The following is a 1,995-nucleotide window of genomic DNA, read 5'->3' as shown; positions in this document are numbered from 1 at the left end:
GAATCCCATCCCTTTAGGGAGGGGAGGAAGTCAAAAGGGAATTGACAATGAGCACTGCCTGTACAATACAACAAAATCAACCTCATCATCGCAGCTTAGCGCCAGCCTTAGTCGAAATCACGGAGACTGAGTTTGGTGTGAAGTTGGAGCTGGTGTATGCGACAAGAAATAATTTAACCAATGAGCGTATTTATCAGGATGCAGTCTGTGCAATTCACCGAGACGTAGCGCCTTTAGTTAAAAAAGCAGCAGAGCATGCGCAACGGGCAGGCTATACCTTATTGATTTATGATGGCTATCGACCACCAGCTGCTCAAGCCAAACTCTGGCAAGCTTTACCGGATCCTATGTATATAGTACCACCTGAAATCGGCTCCAATCATAGCCGCGGTACGGCGATTGATGTCACCTTAATTGATAATCAAAGCGGGCAAGTACTGGATATGGGGACTGGATTTGATGATATGAGTCACCGTTCTCATCATGATGTTGCAGAGTTGTCCCTTGAGGTACAGCGAAATCGTTTGATCTTGCTAGCTATTATGCTACACGCTGGTTTCAAAGAAATCGAATCGGAATGGTGGCATTATGAGTTGCCTGATGCTAGTAGCTACCCTTTAATTGAGTGTGATTTTATTCGTGTCTAGCTGCAACTTAATAATCATCGGTTATTTGCGCAAGGCAATGATGCGTATAGTTGATCAGCGCTGAATTAGTTTAAATAACAAAAAAAGCTGTTAATTCGTGCTGTGCATCATACAATAGAGGCTCCAAGTTTAAAGAATTGATTAGCTTAAGGGGTTCCGATGAGTGACTCGGATTCTAAATATATTTCAAATATCATCAGACAACGCATACAACATGCCGGCGCTCGTTTTAATGCAAATGATAATATCGCCGATTTTATTGAAGAGGGTGAATTAGATCAGTTGCAAGCGGAAGTTGAGGAGAAAATGACTGAGGTCTTAAAAAGCCTAGTCATTGATATTGATACTGATCATAATACGCAGGAGACGGCGCGCCGAGTCGCTAAAATGTATGTGCGCGAAGTGTTTGGGGGGCGCTATCACTCGATGCCGCCAATTACTGAGTTTCCTAATATTGAAAAGCTCAGTGAGTTGATTATTATTGGGCCGATTCAGGTGCGTAGCGCTTGCTCACATCATCTTTGCCCGATTATGGGCCAGGTGTGGATTGGCGTTTTACCCGATTCAAATTCGAATTTAATTGGCTTATCAAAATATGCTCGTATCACCAATTGGGTAATGGGGCGCCCGCAAATTCAAGAAGAGGCAATTGTGCAATTAGCCGATCTGCTGAATGATAAGATGAAACCTCAGGGCTTAGCCATTGTCATGAAGGCGGATCACTTTTGCATGCAGTGGCGCGGTGTGAAGGATATGAATTCCAAAATGATCAATAGCGTAATGCGCGGTGCTTTTTTGAAAAACTCGGATTTACGCAAAGAGTTTTTAGATTTACTGCCCCTTAATAAAAACTGAATCTCAACGGTAGTGAACTACTCGGATAGGGGAAATGGCAAAGTAGTATCTGGATATCTATGATTGTTGCGCCGATTGTTTGCTAATATTTTCCTATCGACTAGTAACAATAATGGACGGTAGTAAAGAAGTGAGCATGATTGGATAATGGTCTTGCTAACTATAATTCAAGCACGACGTTGATTGCGAAAATAACTCGTTGCTAAAAAGGCACAAACTTCTGTAGAGCACAATTTACTTGGCTTGCAGGGCCGTTAATAGTTTTATTGCTTGGTTTTTTTGTATTATTACATGTAAAGACCTTGCAATATTTTTAACAGCTACGTATAATGTCAATCTTTGTCGCAGCTGAGCTAGGGTTTATGCTAGTTTAGAGTAAAAAACAAATCACTTGCATTTTGTTCCTGTTTGTGACATACTGAAGAATCCGACGCCAAGTAAACGATTTGATGATTGGATATAAAAACAACACACTAAAATTTATTTTCAAATA

The 1,995-nt window shown here is 41.2% G+C and carries 2 protein-coding genes; both read left to right on the top strand.

Annotation, left to right across the window (positions count from 1 at the left end; translation table 11 throughout):
• Positions 1-47 precede the first annotated feature (47 nt).
• Entirely contained in the window at positions 48-647 is a 600-nt protein-coding gene (ddpX, locus tag HMPREF3144_RS05485; protein ID WP_018027462.1) for a D-alanyl-D-alanine dipeptidase, read from the top strand.
• A 159-nt stretch (positions 648-806) separates the two neighbouring features.
• Positions 807-1,502, top strand: a complete 696-nt coding sequence (gene folE / locus HMPREF3144_RS05480; protein WP_018027461.1) for a GTP cyclohydrolase I — start codon at positions 807-809, stop codon at positions 1,500-1,502.
• Positions 1,503-1,995: the final 493 nt, after the last annotated feature.

This window comes from Oligella sp. HMSC05A10, from assembly GCF_001808335.1.
In the GTDB taxonomy this organism is placed as follows: domain Bacteria; phylum Pseudomonadota; class Gammaproteobacteria; order Burkholderiales; family Burkholderiaceae_B; genus Oligella; species Oligella urethralis.
This window is presented reverse-complemented; position numbering and strand designations above follow the sequence as displayed.

What these genes read in the sequence shown, in the direction of transcription:
- ddpX (WP_018027462.1), top strand. Translation starts at nt 48, where the DNA reads ATGAGCACTGCCTGTACAATACAACAAAATCAACCTCATCATCGCAGC.
- folE (WP_018027461.1), top strand. Translation starts at nt 807, where the DNA reads ATGAGTGACTCGGATTCTAAATATATTTCAAATATCATCAGACAACGC.